Source organism: Rhodococcus sp. IEGM 1366, from assembly GCF_033142425.1.
In the GTDB taxonomy this organism is placed as follows: domain Bacteria; phylum Actinomycetota; class Actinomycetes; order Mycobacteriales; family Mycobacteriaceae; genus Rhodococcus_F; species Rhodococcus_F globerula.
Genome location: NZ_JAWLRZ010000010.1, coordinates 143,235 through 162,454, shown reverse-complemented (window position 1 = coordinate 162,454; position 19,220 = coordinate 143,235). Strand labels below are relative to the sequence as shown.

Annotated in this window: 13 protein-coding genes; all 13 read left to right on the top strand. The window is 61.1% G+C overall.

Going from position 1 to position 19,220, the window contains the following annotated elements:
- On the top strand, positions 1-777 hold a 777-nt coding region (locus R4P64_RS28100), incomplete at its 5' end, for an ABC transporter ATP-binding protein (protein ID WP_317823472.1).
- A gap of 9 nt (positions 778-786) precedes the next feature.
- Positions 787-1,581 carry an MlaE family ABC transporter permease gene (locus tag R4P64_RS28095; RefSeq protein ID WP_033236462.1) on the top strand — a complete coding sequence of 265 codons (795 nt, stop codon included), beginning with the start codon at positions 787-789 and terminating at the stop codon, positions 1,579-1,581.
- Between the two features lie 5 nt (positions 1,582-1,586).
- Positions 1,587-2,447 carry an MlaE family ABC transporter permease gene (locus R4P64_RS28090; RefSeq protein WP_033236461.1) on the top strand — a complete coding sequence of 287 codons (861 nt, stop codon included), beginning with the start codon at positions 1,587-1,589 and terminating at the stop codon, positions 2,445-2,447.
- Positions 2,444-3,805, top strand: a complete 1,362-nt coding sequence (locus tag R4P64_RS28085; protein ID WP_317823471.1) for an MCE family protein — start codon at positions 2,444-2,446, stop codon at positions 3,803-3,805. The genes R4P64_RS28090 and R4P64_RS28085 overlap by 4 nt, the downstream gene beginning before the upstream one ends.
- Positions 3,802-4,881 carry an MCE family protein gene (locus R4P64_RS28080; protein ID WP_033236459.1) on the top strand — a complete coding sequence of 360 codons (1,080 nt, stop codon included), beginning with the start codon at positions 3,802-3,804 and terminating at the stop codon, positions 4,879-4,881. Before R4P64_RS28085 ends, R4P64_RS28080 begins: the two co-directional genes overlap by 4 nt.
- Positions 4,878-5,873, top strand: a complete 996-nt coding sequence (locus R4P64_RS28075) for an MCE family protein (RefSeq protein ID WP_045070990.1) — start codon at positions 4,878-4,880, stop codon at positions 5,871-5,873. Before R4P64_RS28080 ends, R4P64_RS28075 begins: the two co-directional genes overlap by 4 nt.
- Positions 5,873-7,120: an MCE family protein gene (locus R4P64_RS28070; RefSeq protein ID WP_033236457.1), complete on the top strand. Its 1,248-nt coding sequence runs from the start codon at positions 5,873-5,875 to the stop codon at positions 7,118-7,120. The genes R4P64_RS28075 and R4P64_RS28070 overlap by 1 nt, the downstream gene beginning before the upstream one ends.
- Positions 7,117-8,349, top strand: a complete 1,233-nt coding sequence (locus R4P64_RS28065) for an MCE family protein (protein WP_045070989.1) — start codon at positions 7,117-7,119, stop codon at positions 8,347-8,349. Before R4P64_RS28070 ends, R4P64_RS28065 begins: the two co-directional genes overlap by 4 nt.
- On the top strand, positions 8,346-9,593 hold the full coding sequence (locus tag R4P64_RS28060; RefSeq protein WP_033236455.1) for an MCE family protein: 1,248 nt from the start codon (positions 8,346-8,348) through the stop codon (positions 9,591-9,593). The genes R4P64_RS28065 and R4P64_RS28060 overlap by 4 nt, the downstream gene beginning before the upstream one ends.
- 103 nt (positions 9,594-9,696) lie before the next feature.
- The gene (locus R4P64_RS28055) at positions 9,697-10,350 is read left to right on the top strand and encodes a hypothetical protein (protein WP_242484599.1); all 654 of its coding nucleotides are present in this window, start codon (positions 9,697-9,699) and stop codon (positions 10,348-10,350) included.
- A gap of 36 nt (positions 10,351-10,386) precedes the next feature.
- Positions 10,387-11,202 (top strand): hypothetical protein, encoded by an 816-nt coding sequence (locus tag R4P64_RS28050; protein WP_317823469.1) that lies wholly within the window; start codon positions 10,387-10,389, stop codon positions 11,200-11,202.
- A gap of 433 nt (positions 11,203-11,635) precedes the next feature.
- The gene (gene rpoB, locus R4P64_RS28045) at positions 11,636-15,142 is read left to right on the top strand and encodes a DNA-directed RNA polymerase subunit beta (protein WP_033236452.1); all 3,507 of its coding nucleotides are present in this window, start codon (positions 11,636-11,638) and stop codon (positions 15,140-15,142) included.
- A gap of 118 nt (positions 15,143-15,260) precedes the next feature.
- Positions 15,261-19,217, top strand: a complete 3,957-nt coding sequence (locus R4P64_RS28040) for a DNA-directed RNA polymerase subunit beta' (protein ID WP_045070980.1) — start codon at positions 15,261-15,263, stop codon at positions 19,215-19,217.
- Positions 19,218-19,220 lie beyond the last annotated feature (3 nt).

The following is a 19,220-nucleotide window of genomic DNA, read 5'->3' as shown; positions in this document are numbered from 1 at the left end:
TCGGAATCCGATATCCGCAAGATCGTGATGGAGAAGCTCGATCTGACTGGTCTGGTCGGTGCGGAGGACAAGCTTCCCGGTGAGATTTCCGGTGGTATGCGTAAGCGTGCCGGTCTGGCGCGTGCACTCGTGCTCGATCCCGAGATCATTCTCGTCGACGAGCCGGACTCCGGTCTGGACCCGGTGCGTACGACGTACATCAGTCAGACGTTGATCGACATCAATGCTCAGTCCGATGCCACGATTCTGATTGTCTCGCACAACATCAACCTTGCTCGTACGGTTCCCGACAACATCGGGATGCTGTTCCGTCGCCAGTTGGTTATGTTCGGTCCTCGTGAGGTGTTGCTCACGTCCGACGAGCCCGTCGTCAAGCAATTCCTCAACGGCACGATGATCGGTCCGATCGGTATGTCGGAAGAGAAGGACGAGGCTCAGATGGCGCACGAGCAGGCGCTCGTGGATGCCGGTCACCATGCCGGCGGTGTCGACGACGTCGAGGGCATCGTGCCGCAGATGAAGGCGACGCCCGGTAATCCGGAGCGTCAGGCTGTTCGTCGCCGTCAGGAACGCGTCCGTCAGATCATGCACACACTGCCGGTGAACGCGCAGGCGGCAATCCAGGACAGCCTCAACGAGGAGGCGGGTCAGTTCAACCACGCCTACGCGGACGCGAGCGAGTACCAGGGGGAGTGGGACGGAAGCTCGCAGGATACACAGGTAATTCCAGCTTATGAGGGTGATCCCTACGGAAACACGACTCACGGACAAGGGTAGGCATAACGAATGGCGGGTACCCGCAACTCGGTTCTGAGTCCTGTACACGGGGCACTGACTCAGGCCGGCAACATCGTCGAACTCTTCGTCGAGGTCGTGAAGAATACGTTCCGGCGGCCGTTTCAGTTTCGCGAGTTCATCGAGCAAGCATGGTTCATCGCCAGCGTCACGATTTTGCCGACTGCGCTGGTCGCGATTCCGTTCGGCGCAGTCGTTTCGCTGCAGACCGGTTCGCTGATCAAGCAGTTGGGCGCTGAATCGTTCACCGGCGCTGCCAGCGTTCTTGCGGTGATTCAGCAGGGAAGTCCACTGGTGACTGCTCTGCTTGTCGCTGGTGCTGCCGGTTCAGCGGTCACCGCTGACCTCGGTTCGCGGACAATCCGTGAAGAGATCGACGCCATGGAAGTCCTTGGCATCAATCCCATTCAGCGACTTGTTGTTCCACGTGTGTTGGCGATGGTGCTCATTGCCGTATTGCTCAACGGGCTGGTATCCGTCGTTGGTATCGCGGGTGGCTACTTCTTCAACGTGATCCTGCAGGGCGGTAACCCCGGCGCCTACATCGCATCGTTCTCGGCGTTTGCGCAGCTGCCGGATATCTGGAGTGGCGAGATCAAGGCTGCGGTCTTCGGTGTCATCGCCGGAGTCATCTCGGCTTACAAGGGACTACACCCCTCGGGTGGGCCCAAAGGCGTTGGTGAGGCGGTCAACCAGGCCGTTGTCATCACGTTCCTGTTGTTGTTCTTCGCCAATCTGATTCTGACGATGGTGTACCTCCAGATCGTGCCGGCGAAGGGATCCTGACCTACATGACCATCGCACGAGGCCGCGGCGATCAGTTTCTGCTGAAGAGCCGCAAAGTAGCCAGAATGCCGCTCAACGTGCTTGATCGCGCGGGTGAGCAGATGTCGTTCTACGCGCGAGCCATTGCCTGGACACCGCGCACACTGCACCGCTACCGCAAGGAAACTCTGCGTCTACTCGCTGAAGTGACCTTCGGCAGTGGCGCATTGGCTGTCATCGGCGGAACTATCGGCGTCATCGCGATGATGTCCGGATTCACCGGCGTCGTTGTGGGATTGCAGGGGTTCGCGGCGCTGGAACAGTTGGGTAGCTCGGTCCTGACCGGCTTCCTGTCTGCCTACGTCAATACTCGCGAGATCGCGCCGATTGTTGCCGCGCTGGCCCTTTCAGCGACGGTCGGGTGTGGTTTCACCGCACAACTCGGTGCTATGCGTATCTCCGAGGAGATCGACGCGCTCGAGGTCATGGCAGTCCCGTCGGTTCCCTTCCTGGTGACGACTCGCATGATCGCCGGCTTTGTGGCCGTCATCCCGCTGTATATCGTCGGCTTGCTTGCCGCCTATCTGGCCTCGCGCGTGATCAGTACGGTATTCAACGGCCAGTCAACGGGGTCTTACGACCATTACTTCAACTTGTTCCTGCCACCGCAGGACGTGTTGTATTCGTTTGCCAAGGTCCTGGTCTTTGCTTTTGTTCTGATTTTGATCCACTGCTACTACGGATTTCACGCGTCGGGTGGCCCGGCAGGCGTCGGCGTGGCCGTCGGTCGCGCCGTTCGTGCGGCAATCGTGACTATCGCAGTGCTTGACTTCTTCCTCAGCCTCGCAATCTGGGGCACCACGACAACAGTGAGGGTGGCCGGATGATCGAGGCTCCGTCCGTTCTGCGCCGCCGTGTGCTGGGAATTGTGTTCTTCGTTGTGTTGGCGCTGTTTCTCACCTTCACGATCGGGGCCTTCAACAAGTCGTTCACCGACGTCGTGAAGGTCGATCTCCTGTCCGATTCCGTGGGAAATGCGTTACCTCCCAACGCGGATGTCAAGGTTCGTGGAATGTTGGTCGGTGAGGTGCGATCCGCGTCGACAACCGATGGTGTCGTCACATCGGTTCTCGCGATCGAACCGGACAAAGCCGAGTTGATTCCCTCCGACGCGACAGCTCGTTTGCTCCCGAAGACACTGTTCGGTGAGCGGTACGTCTCGCTGATCATCCCGGAGGGGACAACGGCTCCGCCTCTTTCGGCCGGAACCGTGCTTCATCAGGACAAGAGCGGCAACGCGATCGAGGTTGGCGAGGTCTTGGACGGTTTGCTCCCGTTGCTGCAGGCAATTCCGCCGCAGGATCTCGCGAACACCCTCGGTTCGCTGGCACAAGGCTTGACCGGCCGCGGCGCTGAGTTGGGGCTCACCGTTGACCGTCTCGAGGAGATTTTCCGCGAGGTCAATACCGAACTCCCCGCCGTGCAGGAGGACCTGCGCAAGTTCGCAGATTTCTCACAGACCTATTCGGAGGCCGCTCCGGATCTCGTGAATGCACTCGACACCCTGCGCACCACCGGAAACACCGTGGTGGAGAAGCAGAATCAGGTCAACACCCTGTTGGCTTCGTTGACGGCGACGTCGTCGACCACCGCTGCGTTCCTCGAGACAAACGCGCAGTCCATCATCACACTGTCCGCAGACTCACGAGAAGCGCTGCAGTTGTTGGCTCAGTACTCTCCGACATTCGGGTGCACCTTCAAGGGATTCGCTGAAACTACGCCGAAGGCCGCCAAGATTCTCTCGGCTGACGCGCCTGATCCCGGTGTTCGGGCAAACATTCAGATTGTCAACCCGAAGGGGCGTTACATCCCCAACCAGGACGAGCCTCGACTCGTCGACAATCGTGGACCGGTTTGCTACGACAATGTCACCGAGCCCGGTCGACCCTTCCCACAGTATCCCGGCGGTTCGTACGGTGACGGCTCGTACCAGGTTCCCTCCCGCAACGGTGGCCCCGAAACGATGGAGTTCTTGCAGGCTCCGGAAGGTTCGGGACCGCAGATGTTCTCGACCAACACCACCGGTCCGGTGCAGCAAGCCGGATATGCGGGCTCGCAACTCGAAGAGGATACGTTGAAGGTCATCTACGGCCAGGCTAATGGTGTTGCACCGGAGAATGTTCCGTCGTGGACCACTCTGGTCAGCGCTCCCGCATTTACCGGTGCGGAGGTGAGCTTCCAATGAGAGGTCTCGCAGCACCGCTGACAAAGCTCATCATATTTGTCGTGGTCACGATTCTGGCAACAGGATTGCTGGCGGCGAGTATCGCAAACCTCGGAGGGGGAGGCGGGACCAAGTTCAACGCCGTGTTCTCCGACGTGACCTCACTGAACGAGGGCGACGAGGTTCGGATTGCAGGTGTGCGTGTCGGTCAGGTCGAGAAGATCGCCATCGTCAACGACAACCAAGCCGAAGTGCAGTTCTCGGTCTCCGATCGAGATTGGTTGCCGGCCAGTTCCATTGCCACGATCCGTTTCCGGAACCTGGTCGGGCAGCGTTACATCTCGCTGTCTCAGGGCGAAGGCAGCCAGGGTAAGAAGCTGACCGCAGGCGAAACGCTCCCTCTCGAGCAGACCCGACCGGCCGTCAATCTCACGACCCTGTTCAACGGCTTCAAGCCGTTGTTCACGACTTTGAGTGCCGAGGATGTCAACAAGCTGTCGTACCAGATCATCCAGGTTTTCCAGGGAGAGTCGGGAACGATCAGCGAACTCGTCCGCAACACGGCCAGCCTGACAAACACGGTGGCGGACAAGGACGTTGTCATCGGCGCAGTGATCAAGAACCTCAACGAAGTGCTGTCGACAGTAAATGCGAACGACAAGAATCTGGATTCGCTCATCGTCAACACACAGCAGTTGGTAACGGGACTTGCCAACGAGCGCGGAGTTGTCGGGTCAGCAGTCACGTCGCTCGCCGGATTGACAAATGCAACGGCGGATCTGCTGGAGCCCACGCGACCGTCTATCCAGGGATCGATCACGGCGCTGGACACTTTGGCCACAACGCTGAACCGCCGTAGCGACGACGTGAATGCAGTGCTCGAGACCTTGCCCGTGAAGCTGGACAAGTTGACCCGTGTCGCCAGTTACGGATCGTGGTTCCAGTTCTACCTGTGCGGAATCGACATCATTGCAGGTCCTGGTCAGTCGGCAACATTGAACTTGCCGACCGGGTTGCCGACGGTCAATATGCCGATCTACACCAATGCGGCCAAGCGATGCACTCAAGACGGAATGAAGGAGTTGCAGGGCCGATGAAAAAGCGTCGTAGTCCGGCAATGGCCGGGGCCATAGGCATCGTCGTGGTGCTCCTGGCAACGTTGTCCGCCTTCTTCATGGATTCACTTCCCTTTGTCGGCGCAGGGTCTTCGTACGCGGCGGAATTCTCGGAAGCTGCTGGGCTCAAGCCCGGTAACGAGGTCCGCATCGCGGGTGTGAAGGTCGGCAAGGTGACGTCGGTCGACCTCGACGGTGACCGCGTCCTGGTCGACTTCAAAGTCAAGGATGCGTGGGTCGGCGATCAGACGTCGGCGTCCATCCAGATCAAGACGATTCTGGGGCAGAAGTACCTGGCTCTGGATCCGCGTGGCACCGAAAATCTGGATCCGAAGGACCGAATTCCATTGGAGCGCACGACTGCTCCGTACGACGTTGTCGAGGCTTTCTCGTCGGCCGCGGACACTGTCGGTGACATCGACACGGAGCAGTTGGCGCAGAGCATGGAAACCCTGTCGGAGGCCTTCTCCGAGACGCCAGAGGACGTCCGAGCGTCATTGGACGGCGTGAGTCGGTTGTCGCAGACTATCGCGAGCCGTGATCAGGACCTGCAGAAACTGTTCGAGGCAACGGGCAAGACGTCGCAAATCTTGGCGGACCGGAACAAGGAGTTCACTCAACTGATCAGTGACGGCGCTCTGCTGGTGCAGGAGTTGAACAACCGCCAGCAGGCGATCTCCCAGTTGCTCACCGGAACTCAGCGGGTGTCACAGCAACTCACCGGATTGGTCCGCGACAACGAGGCGGCAATCGGGCCTGCGTTGACCCAACTCAACGGTGTCATCGACATCCTCGAAGCCAACAACGAGAACTTGGACAAGGCTCTGAAGCTCTACGAACCCTTTATTCGCCTGTACGCCAACGTCGTCGGCAACGGCCGCTGGTTCGACCAGGTCGTTGTCAACCTCCTTCCACCTGGTCTGCCACTGATTCCGGGCCCTCGTGATCCGATTCGTACGTTGGGAGGTAACTGATGGCTGATATCACTGAAGCCGAAAGTGGCTCCAAGAAGCGAACTCTGGCGATCATTGCCGCAGCGTTGATTGGCGTGTTGGTGGTTGGCGGCGCCTTGTGGTGGGTGTTCACCCGCGCGGGCACAACAACGATCACGGCGTACTTCGACAAGTCCATCGGTATTTACGACGGTTCCGACGTGCGAGTTCTGGGCGTGAAGGTCGGCACTGTCACCTCGGTGGAACCGCAGGGCGATCAGGTCAAGGTCGACCTCCGCGTGGATCGCGGAATCGATATTCCGGTGGATGCCAATGCGGCGCAGGTGACTCCGTCAGTAGTGGCGGACCGCTACATTCAGTTGACGCCGGTGTTCACGGGCGGCGACAAGATGGCCAGCGGTTCGGTGATTCCGATCGAGCGCACCGCCACCCCGGTCGAGGTCGATCAGTTGTACGCGAGCATCAACGACCTCGCGTCGGCGCTCGGACCCGAAGGTGCGAACAAGGACGGTGCGCTGTCCAAGTTCGTCGAGACCGGTGCCGCGAACCTCGACGGCAACGGAGCAGCGTTGGGGGAGAGCATCACCCAGCTGTCCGACGCGGCTCGTACGTTGAACGACTCGAGTGACAACATCGCGGTGACCATCAAGAATCTCAATACTTTTGTCGGAGCGTTGGCGACCAACGATCAACAGGTGCGCCAGTTCAACACTCAATTGTCCGACCTCACCGGATTTCTGGCGGGCGAACGCGATGATCTGGGTGCCGCTCTGAATCAGTTGTCCTTGACTCTCGGTGATGTCGCTAAGTTCGTGGCAGACAACCGCGATCAGTTGGCGACAACTGCAGAAGGTCTGATTGCGCCGACGCAGACGCTGGCGAACAACAAGGAAGCGCTCGCCAACACCCTGACCTTGTTGCCTCTCGCCATTTCCAATCTGGTGAACTCGTATGACGCCGAATCCGGAGTTCTCGCTTCACGTCTGGCCTTCCCGGACTTGCAGAACCCGGCCGAGGTGCTGTGCAAATTGATGGATCTCGGCAAACTGGTGCCGGGTAATCCTCAGTTCGAGGAGTTGGGACGACAGATGCAACCCGCCATCGATCAGTGTGTGGCGGTGGCCGCTATGACGGATGCGGCCGACCAGGCCAAGAACATGAATCTCCCGTTCGGAATCCTGGCCGGCCCGGAGCGTGAGATGCAGGTTGTTCCTGGCACGGTGCCGGGTGTCGTGTCACCGCGACTGAGCAGCGGGGAGGGCGAGTGAAGCGCACAGTGATTGCCGGTGCGGGACTTGTGGTTCTGCTCGGTGCGAGTGCCTGCTCGTCGGAGGGCATCTATGCGGTGCCCCTTCCGGGTGGGCCTGACGTGGGATCGAATCCCATGAATCTGACCATTGAATTCGACGACGTTCTCGATCTGGTTCCACAGTCCGCGGTCAAGGTGGACGGTGTTCCGGTCGGGCGAGTGGAGAAGATCGGAGTCGGTCCGGACGGTTGGACCGCCGACGTGCGGATCATCTTGGATTCCTCGGTGGATTTGCCGGCCAATGCCGTTGCCGCCGTGGAGCAGACCAATTTGCTCGGTGAGAAATTCATTCAGCTGTCAGCGCCTCCTAGTGGCGCGGACACTACGGCCCAGTTGTCGGACGGCGACTTGATTCCGTTGGATCGCACTCGCCACGCCACCGAGATCGAACAGGTGCTCGGTGCATTGTCGCTCCTGCTCAACGGCGGCGGTGTCGGCCAGTTGCAGCCCATCGTCAAGGAGCTCGGCGCGGCGTTCGACGGCCGCGAGGGAACAACCAGAAGTCTTCTGGAACAGGCGAATACTCTCATCGGAGGCTTGAACGAACAGCGTGAGGACATCACTCGCGCGCTCGACGGTCTCGACGTGTTGTCCAGTCGGGTGAACGAGCAGAACGAGAAGATCGCCAAGGTCCTCGACGAACTGCCCGTGGCAATATCGGTACTCAACGAGCAGCGCCCGCAGTTGACGCAGATGCTCGCTCAGGTGGACCGTCTCGGAACCGTCGGCACCGATGTCCTGACACAGTCCAAGGACGATCTGATCGCAGATCTTCAGGCACTTCGTCCGACATTGCAGGCGCTCGCTGCATCCGGTGACGACCTCGTCGGCGCGCTCCCGCTGCTTCCGACGTTCCCGTTCCCGGACGGAGTCGAGAAGATCACGCAAGGTGGGTCGGTCAATTTGTTCCTCGCTGTCGACCTGCAAATCGGTAATACGCTCTCCGGGCTTGGTGTCGGACAGGGAGATCCCGAGTATCGCCAGCCCAAGTTCGGTGATCCCAAGCCGGTGGTGGATCCGTCCAATCCGTATTACAACGGAAACGGACCGCGACCGGGCTGGCCCACAGTGTCACTGCTCCCGATCGCGCCGATCCTGCCGCAGTTGCCGATGGCACCTGCAGTCGGTGCCCCGCTCAACCCCATTCAGGGAATGCTGGATCAGTTCGGAATCGGTGGTGGACAATGAGATCGGCTCTGGTCAAGTGGCAGCTAGTGGGCTTCGTATTGGTCGCGCTCCTAGGACTTGTCTATGTGGGAGGCAAGTATGTGCGCCTCGACAACCTCCTGGGTTTCGGGCAGTACACGGTCAAGACGGAACTGCAGACGTCGGGCGGCATCTTCACCAATGCCGAGGTGACGTATCGCGGTGTGCCGGTGGGACGGGTTGGTGATTTGTCACTGACGGACGACGGGATCGAGGTCGATCTGAAGATCGACAACAATGCACCGCCGATCCCGGCGTCGACGAGGGCTGTTGTGGCCAACCGTTCTGCAATCGGCGAACAGTTCGTCGATCTGATCCCCGATACCGATCAGGGTCCGTTCCTCGAGGACGGTTCTGTGATTGCAGTGGGTGACACAGCGACGCCGGTTCCGGTCGAAGAAGTGTTGACCAGTGCGAACGGCTTGGTCCATTCGGTGCCCGTCGATGCACTGCACACCGTCGCGGTCGAACTCGGTGCAGCCTTCAACGGCAAGGGTGAGGACATCCAGGTTCTGGCCGACTCGTTGTCCGGACTCTCGCAGTCCGGCCTCGACACCTTGCCTCAGACGCTCGGATTGATCCGTGACAGCCAGACGGTGCTCACGACCCAGTCCGACCAGTCGTCGTCGATCAAGCAGTTCAGTGCCGACCTCGATGTCATTGCCGCACAACTGCGGACCAGTGACCCCGACATCAGGCGTCTGATCGACAACGGCATCCCGGCCAGCGAGCAGATCGGGGCCCTCGTCAACGAGACCGGTCCGGCACTGACCACGGACCTGACAAATCTGGCGTCGTTCGGCAGGACGTTTGCGCCTCGTGCCATTGCGCTGCAGCCGTTTCTGATCTTTCTGCCGGGGCTGGCTGCGGCGGGGCCGACAGTGGCTCCTGGTGACGGAACCGTGCATCAAGGGTTGGTGCTGGAGACAAACAATCCGTTGTCGTGCACCGTCGGGTACGAAGGCACCATGGCGATTCTCGATGACATGAAGCGTCAGGATCCCAACTTCGACGACACGCAGCAGGACTTCCCGTTGAACACAGCGGCGTCCTGTGAGGTCCCGCTGGGCAGCGAGACGGGTGTTCGCAGTGCCAACCGGGTTATCTACGCCGATCCCGGCACGATTCAACCGTGGGACTTCAAGCCGAAGGTCGATCCTGACAAGTTGAATCTCAATCCGATTGCTACCCAGTTGGCGCCGATTCTCGGAGTGACGCCGAAGTAGATGTGCCCCAGGGTGTGCTATTGGGTTGGGGCAGTTGAGGATTCGAGGCAACGGAATTGGTGCTGCCAGGATCCGGACATAACAGGTAAGTAGGGTAGTGAGCGTGATTCAGAAAAGCAGTCCGAAGGGGGTGACGGCGCCGCTTGTTGCGGTCGGCGTTCTCCTCGTAGCCGCACTAGTTGCGCTAGGTGTGTTCGGCGTCCCGTACGTGAAGGCGTTGACCACTGACCGCAACACCGCAGAGATTCGCGACGAGGCGTTGATCGGCGCCCAGCAGGTTGCGATCAATCTCAACAACGCCGACTCGGCGAATCTCGACGCGTCGATCGAGACCATGCGGTCTTCGGTTACCGGCGACGAGATGACGGTGTACCTCCAAAGTGTTCAAGACTCCATCACGGACGAACTGCGGAACTCCGGATCCAAGGCCGACGCCGAGGTGATGTCTGCTGCGCTCACCGAACTCAACACGGACGACAGGACTGCGACGGCACTTGTGGTCGTGAAGGTCACTACCACCCAGGGCAACCAGTACGTGAAGAACCAGGTCGGTATGCGATTGGGCATGGTCGAGGTGGACGGTATCTGGAAGGCCAGTTCGGCCGAACCCGTCGGAAACCGGATCGATCTGGAGTCGGGCACATTGCCGGGCGCCGACGGCACCGGCGGTTCCGATGGGTCGACGCCGGCAACCGAATCACCAGCGCCCACCGAGGCGCCCGCACCGAGCGTAGGGGGCGATTCGGGTGGCCAGTAGTCAGCCTCGATCAGCCATCCGAAGGAGAAGCGCGTAATGCCACCGAAGCGCAGAGTCGGGATGCCGCAGGCAAACCAGAACCGTCGGCCGAAGATAGCCGGATCAGCCCGCTCGTTGAACGTCCCCGCGGGGACGCCGGCCGAGGAACCAGTGAACGTCGAGGCCGTCGAGGCCGAGGTAGCCGCAACAGAGGCCGTCGAGACCGAGGCCGTCGAGACCGAGGCAGCCCCGAAGGCAAGCCTTCGGAAAGCCCCGAAGCCGAGTCTCGAGAAGGAAGCCCAGCCGAGTCCCGAGACGGCAGCCGAGCCCAGCCTCGCGGAGGAACCGCCAGCACCAGAGCCTGCTCTGTCGAAGGAAGCGAGTCGCACTTCGTGGCCGCTGGTCATCGGGTTAGGCGCAGCAGCGGTAGTAGTCGCGGTGCTTGCGGGTCTGGCTTTTTTCAAGGTCGGCGCCCAGATGGACGATGTGGCATGGGTCGACGAGGGGGCGACGGCTGAGGTGCTGCGGGTGACTCCACCGGCGCTCGAGGCGGTGTTCACCTTTGCGCCCGGCACCTTCGACGCCGATTTCGACAAGGGCTTGCAGGGTCTGAACCAGGCCATGCGTGATCAGCTGACCGAGTACAAGGACACGCAGAAGGCCGGCGTCGAACAAACCCAGACGGCGACTACGGCGGATGTCACGGAGATCGGTGTCACCAGGCTCGAGGAGGACCGAGCGCAACTTCTCGCGCAGTTGAACGTGAGTTCGACGCAGAGTGGTGTGGCGGCCGGTTCCCGTTCCGGGATGGTTGTCGTCAGCTTGGAGAAGCAGGACGGTAATTGGCTGATCTCGGAGATCCGCGACCGCTGACAAATGTGTGCGACGAGCTGGACCGGAAATAGATTCCGGTCCAGTTTTTCGTATCCGGGTCAGTGACTGGCTACACTACCGACAACGGTGTTCGAACCGAGTCGGTCGACTGTTCGAATGCCACGACTTACCTCGGCGCTCTTGACGGGGCGGTTCCGAAGGTCCAGTCTGAGCGGTGAACATGCACGGACGAGTGATCGGCAGTCTCACGTCAGCACCTGAATCAGACCCTCAGCTACACCCGACTCGACATTTCCTGAGTAAGGGTGTACTTTTGGACGTTGCGCTGGCTGCCTCCTGTCCACCCCTCGTCTCAACCGCTGCGAAGTCAAGTACTTCTTGCTTTCTGCGACGGGTTTCGTTCGGGTTGTAACCAGCGAAATTCGAAGCAGATACAGCGGCGGTCGCAACAGTACGGAGCGGCCCGCGTGAGGTGCTGGAAGGACGCATCTTGGCAGTCTCTAGCCAGACCAAGGCAGTTTCCGGAATCCCCGGAGCCCCGAAGAGGGTTTCGTTCGCGAAAGTTCGCGAACCCCTCGAAGTTCCCGGGCTTCTTGATGTTCAAACCGATTCGTTCGAGTGGTTGATCGGCGCGCAGAGTTGGCGCGAACGAGCAGCAGCTCTCGGCGACAATGCAGTGTCCGGCGGTCTCGAAGACATCCTCGCGGAGCTTTCTCCGATCGAGGATTTCTCCGGCTCTATGTCACTCTCCTTCTCTGATCCTCGATTCGACGAGGTCAAGGCCTCGACGGACGAGTGCAAAGACAAGGACATGACCTACGCGGCGCCGTTGTTCGTCACCGCGGAGTTCATCAACAACAACACTGGTGAGATCAAGAGCCAGACGGTCTTCATGGGTGATTTCCCGATGATGACCGACAAGGGCACCTTCATCATCAACGGCACGGAGCGCGTGGTTGTCTCGCAGCTCGTGCGTTCCCCCGGTGTGTACTTCGACAAGAGCGTCGACAAGAGCACCGAGAAGGACCTGCACAGCGTCAAGGTGATCCCGGGTCGCGGCGCATGGCTCGAGTTCGACGTCGATAAGCGCGACACCGTTGGTGTCCGCATCGACCGTAAGCGTCGTCAGCCCGTCACCGTCCTGCTCAAGGCACTCGGCTGGACCACGGAGCAGATCACGGAGCGCTTCGGCTTCTCCGAGATCCTCATGGCCACGCTGGAGAAGGACAACACCGCCGGTACCGACGAGGCGTTGCTCGACATCTACCGCAAGCTGCGTCCGGGCGAGCCCCCCACCAAGGAGAGCGCCCAGACCCTTCTGGAGAACCTGTTCTTCAAGGACAAGCGTTACGACCTCGCTCGCGTCGGTCGTTACAAGATCAACAAGAAGCTCGGCCTCAACGCAGGTCAGCCGATTGTTGCTTCGACGCTGACCGAAGAAGACATCGTCGCCACCGTCGAGTACCTCGTGCGTTTGCACGCTGGTGACACCTCGATGACGGCACCGGACGGCGTCGAGGTTCCCGTTGAGGTCGACGACATCGACCACTTCGGTAACCGTCGTCTGCGCACCGTTGGTGAGCTCATCCAGAACCAGATCCGCGTGGGCCTGTCCCGCATGGAGCGTGTTGTTCGTGAGCGCATGACCACGCAGGACGTCGAGGCAATTACGCCTCAGACCCTGATCAACATCCGCCCGGTCGTCGCTGCGATCAAGGAGTTCTTCGGAACGTCCCAGCTGTCGCAGTTCATGGACCAGAACAACCCGCTGTCGGGGCTGACGCACAAGCGTCGTCTGTCTGCCCTCGGCCCGGGTGGTCTGTCCCGTGAGCGCGCCGGCCTCGAGGTTCGTGACGTTCACGCGTCGCACTACGGCCGCATGTGCCCGATCGAGACCCCGGAAGGCCCGAACATCGGCCTGATCGGTTCGCTGTCGGTGTACGCACGCGTCAACCCGTTCGGCTTCATCGAGACGCCGTACCGCCGGGTTGTCGACGGCCAGGTCACCGATCAGGTTGATTACCTGACCGCTGACGAAGAGGATCGCCACGTCGTCGCACAGGCCAACTCGGCCATCGACCGTGACGGCCGCTTCACCGACGCGAAGATTCTCGTTCGTCGTAAGGGTGGCGAGGTCGAGTTCGTCTCGTCCTCCGACATCGACTACATGGACGTTTCGCCGCGCCAGATGGTGTCCGTCGCTACCGCGATGATCCCGTTCCTCGAGCACGACGACGCAAACCGCGCCCTGATGGGTGCGAACATGCAGCGTCAGGCTGTTCCGCTGGTTCGCAGCGAAGCGCCTCTCGTCGGTACCGGTATGGAGCTGCGTGCAGCTGTCGACGCCGGTGACGTCGTCATCACCGAGAAGACCGGTGTTGTCGAAGAGGTCTCAGCGGACTACATCACGGTCATGGCCGATGACGGAAGCCGCAAGACCTACCGGATGCGCAAGTTCGCGCGTTCCAACCAGGGCACGTGCGCCAACCAGCGTCCGATCGTGGACGAGGGACAGCGCGTCGATGCCGGCCAGGTCCTCGCTGACGGCCCTTGCACCGAAAACGGTGAAATGGCTCTCGGTAAGAACCTGCTCCTGGCGATCATGCCGTGGGAAGGCCACAACTACGAGGACGCGATCATTCTGTCGCAGCGCCTGGTGGAAGAGGACGTCCTGACCTCGATTCACATCGAGGAGCACGAGATCGATGCCCGCGACACCAAGCTCGGTGCCGAGGAAATCACTCGCGACATCCCGAACGTCTCCGACGAGGTCCTCGCTGACCTCGACGAGCGCGGCATCATCCGTATCGGTGCCGAGGTTCGTGACGGCGACGTGCTGGTCGGAAAGGTCACGCCGAAGGGCGAGACCGAGCTGACCCCCGAAGAGCGCCTCCTTCGCGCCATCTTCGGTGAGAAGGCCCGCGAGGTTCGTGACACGTCCCTCAAGGTTCCTCACGGTGAGACCGGCAAGGTCATCGGCATCCGCGTCTTCTCGCGCGATGACGACGACGATCTGCCTCCCGGTGTCAACGAGCTCGTTCGCGTGTACGTGGCCCAGAAGCGCAAGATCCAGGACGGCGACAAGCTCGCCGGCCGCCACGGCAACAAGGGTGTTATCGGCAAGATCCTCCCGCAGGAAGACATGCCGTTCCTTTCGGACGGCACGCCTGTCGACATCATCCTGAACACGCACGGCGTCCCGCGTCGTATGAACATCGGTCAGGTCCTGGAGACCCACCTCGGGTGGATCGGCAAGACCGGCTGGAACGTTCAGATCGCCGCTGACGGCACTCGTCCGGATTGGGCTGCGACCCTTCCGGAAGAGATGCTCGCCGCTCCTGCCGACTCGAACATCGCCACCCCGGTGTTCGACGGCGCGAAGGAAGACGAGCTCACTGGTCTCCTCGAGTCCACGTTGCCGAACCGCGACGGCGAGCAGATGGTCGGCCCCGACGGAAAGGCCACGTTGTTCGACGGCCGCTCCGGCGAGCCGTTCCCGTACCCGGTCTCGGTCGGTTACATGTACATCATCAAGCTGCACCACTTGGTCGACGACAAGATCCACGCTCGTTCGACCGGTCCGTACTCGATGATCACGCAGCAGCCTCTCGGCGGTAAGGCCCAGTTCGGTGGCCAGCGCTTCGGTGAGATGGAGTGCTGGGCTATGCAGGCCTACGGCGCGGCTTACACGCTGCAGGAACTGCTGACCATCAAGTCGGACGACGTGGTTGGTCGCGTGAAGGTGTACGAAGCCATCGTCAAGGGCGAGAACATCCCGGAACCCGGCATCCCCGAGTCGTTCAAGGTGCTCCTCAAGGAGCTCCAGTCGCTCTGCCTCAACGTGGAGGTGCTGTCCTCGGACGGCGCTGCCATCACGATGGCGGACGGCGACGACGAGGACTTGGAGCGCGCTGCGGCGAACTTGGGCATCAACCTGTCCAGGAACGAAGCGGCAACGGTCGACGACCTCGCGAACTAGGTTTCGGTCCCCGGGTTGCTCTGTGAAAGAGCGGCCCGGGGGCGTAGTTCACATTTGAATTGGCAGTCAGGTTGCCGGGTGACCGGCAACCGTAACCCCAACGGGGAAAGGAAGTTACGTGCTCGACGTCAACTTCTTCGATGAACTCCGCATTGGCTTGGCCAGCGCAGAGGACATCCGCAATTGGTCCTACGGCGAGGTCAAGAAGCCGGAGACCATCAACTACCGCACGCTCAAGCCCGAGAAGGACGGCCTCTTCTGCGAGAAGATCTTCGGCCCCACCCGGGACTGGGAGTGCTACTGCGGTAAGTACAAGCGTGTCCGCTTCAAGGGCATCATCTGTGAGCGCTGTGGCGTCGAGGTCACTCGCGCCAAGGTTCGTCGTGAGCGCATGGGTCACATCGAACTGGCCGCACCGGTCACGCACATCTGGTACTTCAAGGGTGTGCCGAGCCGCCTCGGTTACCTGCTCGACCTGGCTCCGAAGGATCTCGAAAAGATCATCTACTTCGCGGCTTACGTCATCGTCGGTGTCGACGAGGAGCTCCGTCACAACGAGCTGTCCACCCTCGAAGCCGAGATGCAGGTCGAGAAGAAGGCTGTCGCAGATCAGCGCGACGCCGATCTCGAGGCACGCGCACAGAAGCTCGAAGCCGATATCGCCGAGCTCGAGGCAGAGGGCGCCAAGTCCGATGTCCGCCGCAAGGTCAAGGACGGCGGCGAGCGCGAAATGCGTCAGCTCCGTGACCGCGCGCAGCGTGAGCTGGATCGTCTCGACGAGATCTGGAGCACCTTCACCAAGCTGAGCGTCAAGCAGCTCATCATCGACGAGCTGCTGTACCGCGAGCTGGTCGACCGTTACGGCGAGTACTTCACGGGTGCGATGGGCGCAGAGTCCATCCAGATCCTGATGCAGAACTTCGACCTCGACGCCGAGGCAGAGTCTCTTCGCGAGACCATCCGCAGCGGCAAGGGCCAGAAGAAGCTCCGTGCTCTCAAGCGCCTCAAGGTGGTTGCGGCTTTCCAGACCAACGGCAACTCGCCGATGGGCATGGTCCTCAACGCTGTTCCGGTGATCCCGCCGGAGCTTCGCCCGATGGTTCAGCTCGACGGTGGACGTTTCGCGACGTCCGACCTCAACGATCTGTACCGCCGCGTCATCAACCGCAACAACCGCCTCAAGCGACTGATCGACCTCGGTGCTCCCGAGATCATCGTCAACAACGAGAAGCGGATGCTGCAGGAGTCTGTCGACGCCCTGTTCGACAACGGTCGTCGTGGACGTCCGGTCACCGGACCGGGTAACCGCCCGCTGAAGTCCCTGAGCGATCTGCTCAAGGGCAAGCAGGGTCGTTTCCGTCAGAACCTCCTCGGAAAGCGCGTCGACTACTCGGGTCGTTCCGTGATCGTCGTCGGTCCTCAGCTCAAGCTGCACCAGTGTGGTCTGCCGAAGCTGATGGCTCTCGAGCTGTTCAAGCCGTTCGTGATGAAGCGTCTGGTGGATCTGAACCACGCGCAGAACATCAAGTCGGCCAAGCGCATGGTCGAGCGCAAGCGCGTCCAGGTGTGGGATGTCCTCGAAGAGGTCATCGCCGAGCACCCCGTGCTGCTCAACCGTGCACCTACGCTGCACCGTCTGGGTATCCAGGCATTCGAGCCGCAGCTCGTCGAGGGCAAGGCCATTCAGCTCCACCCGCTGGTGTGTGAGGCCTTCAACGCCGACTTCGACGGTGACCAGATGGCTGTTCACCTTCCGCTGTCGGCAGAGGCTCAGGCCGAGGCACGCATTCTGATGCTGTCCTCGAACAACATCCTCTCGCCCGCTTCGGGTCGCCCGCTCGCTATGCCGCGTCTTGACATGGTGACCGGTCTGTTCCACCTGACGCGTCTCGACGACGGTGTCGTCGGTGAGCTCGCTGCAGCTACGTCCGAGGGTCCGGAGCAGGGCGTGTACTCCAGCCCCGCCGAGGCTCAGATGGCCGTGGATCGTGGCGCGCTGACGGTTCAGTCGCAGATCAAGGTGCGTCTGACCAACCAGCGTCCGCCGCGCGATCGCGAAGCGGAACTGTTCCCCGAGGGCTGGAACTACGGCGACGGCTGGACCGCTGTCACCACTTTGGGTCGCGTGCTCTTCAACGAGCTGCTTCCGGCGGACTACCCGTTCGTCAACGAGCAGATGCCGAAGAAGCGTCAGGCAACGATCATCAACGATCTTGCCGAGCGTTACCCGATGATCGTGGTCGCTCAGACCGTCGACAAGCTCAAGGATGTCGGCTTCCACTGGGCAACGCGTTCCGGTGTCACGATCTCCATCTCGGACGTTCTGGTTCCGCCGGAGAAGCCTGCCATCATCGAGGACTTCGAGGCTCAGGCCGACAAGATCGAGAAGCAGTACCAGCGTGGTGCTTTGGACAAGAAGGAGCGCAACAGCGCTCTGGTCACCATTTGGCAGGAAGCGACCGAAAAGGTCGGCAAGGCCATGGAGGCTCACTTCCCCGACAACAACCCGATCCCGATGATCGTGAAGTCCGGCGCGGCCGGCAACATGACTCAGGTTCGTTCGCTTGCCGGTATGAAGGGCCTGGTGACAAACCCGAAGGGTGAGTTCATCCCGCGTCCGATCAAGTCTTCCTTCAAGGAAGGCCTGACCGTTCTCGAGTACTTCATCAACACGCACGGTGCTCGTAAGGGTCTGGCCGATACCGCTCTGCGTACCGCCGACTCGGGTTACCTGACCCGTCGTCTGGTGGACGTGTCGCAGGACGTCATCGTTCGCGAGACCGACTGTGGCACCGAGCGCGGCATCGTCACCACGATCTCGGAGAAGCAGGCCAACGGCTCGATCATCCGCGATGCTCACGTGGAGACCAGCACGTACGCCCGCACGTTGGCTGCTGACGCAGTCGACGAGAACGGCAAGGTCATCGTCGAGCGCGGACACGATCTCGGTGACCCCGCGATCGACGCCCTGCTCGAGGCCGGTATTACGCAGGTCAAGGTCCGTTCGGTCCTGACTTGCACCACCGGCACCGGCGTTTGCGCCACTTGCTACGGCCGCTCCATGGCCACCGGCAAGCTGGTCGACATCGGTGAGGCTGTCGGTATTGTCGCCGCACAGTCGATCGGTGAGCCCGGTACCCAGCTGACCATGCGTACCTTCCACCAGGGTGGTGTGGCCGGCGCCGACATCACCGGTGGTCTGCCGCGTGTCCAGGAACTGTTCGAGGCACGTGTGCCGAAGGGCAAGGCTCCTATCGCGGACGTCACCGGTCGGGTGCAGCTCGAAGACGGCGATCGTTTCTACAAGATCACGATCGTGCCGGACGACGGCGGCGAAGAGGTTGTCTACGACAAGCTCTCCAAGCGTCAGCGTCTGCGTAGCTTCAAGCACAGCGACGGCGAAGACCGCCTTCTGGCAGACGGTGACCACGTCGAGGTCGGACAGCAGCTCATGGAAGGTGCTGCCGATCCCCACGAGGTCCTGCGAGTCATGGGTCCGCGTCAGGTTCAGATCCACTTGGTCAACGAGGTCCAGGAGGTGTACCGGAGCCAGGGTGTGTCGATCCACGACAAGCACATCGAGGTCATCGTGCGCCAGATGCTTCGTCGCGTGACGATCATCGATTCCGGTGCCACCGAGTTCCTTCCCGGTTCGCTCACCGAGCGCGCCGAGTTCGAATCGGCCAACCGCCGCGTTGTCGCTGAGGGCCGCGAGCCCGCAGCAGGCCGTCCGGTGCTCATGGGTATCACGAAGGCGTCGCTCGCGACGGATTCGTGGCTGTCCGCGGCATCGTTCCAGGAGACCACTCGTGTCTTGACCGACGCTGCAATCAACTGCCGCTCGGACAAGCTGATCGGTCTGAAGGAAAATGTCATCATCGGCAAGCTGATCCCTGCCGGTACCGGTATCAACCGTTACCGCAACATCCAGGTTCAGCCCACCGAAGAGGCCCGCGCCGCTGCGTACGCAGTGCCCGCGTACGACGACCAGTACTACAGCCCGGACGGCTTCGGCCAGAACACCGGTGCTGCAGTTCCGCTGGACGACTACGGCTTCAGCAACGACTACCGCTAGCGG